This window comes from Mesorhizobium sp. CNPSo 4671 (genome assembly GCF_057784245.1).
On record NZ_JBWLUW010000083.1, the window covers coordinates 1 to 496 of the forward strand.

Annotated in this window: 1 pseudogene; it reads right to left on the bottom strand. The window is 60.9% G+C overall.

Annotation, left to right across the window (positions count from 1 at the left end):
- Positions 1-496 (bottom strand): annotated as a pseudogene (locus tag AC04SF_RS37475) (hypothetical protein); the annotation flags it as partial.

Here is a 496-nt window from a genome sequence, read left to right on the forward strand (position 1 = left end):
GCGGAGTAAAGTCCGAGAGTTGGTCGGAACGGCGAAGCATCTCACCGGCGATCAGGGCTATAGCCTCGCGACACTCCGCGGCTTCCGGCCACTTGCTGAAGCCGTTTGCCAGGTTCGACATCTCCTGCGGAGTAAATTCAGAGAGTTGGCCGGAACGGCGAAGCAGCTCGCCAGCGATCGCGATTGAGGCGCGCAAGCTCTCCACATGCGGCCACTTGCTGAAGCCGTTTACCAGGTTCGACAGGTTCCGAGGAATAAAGTCGGATAGACGGTCGGCATGGCGAAGCATCTCACCGGCGATCATGGCTGTGGCCTCGCGACAACCCGCCTGTTCCGGCCACTTGCTAAAGCCGTTTGCCAGGTTAGCCAGGGTCTGCGGAGTAAATTCAGAGAGTTGGTCGGCACGGCGAAGCACCTCACCGGCGATCGTGGCTGTGGCCTCGCGACAACCCGCCTGTTCCGGCCACTTGCTGAAGCCGTTTGCCAGGTTAGCCAG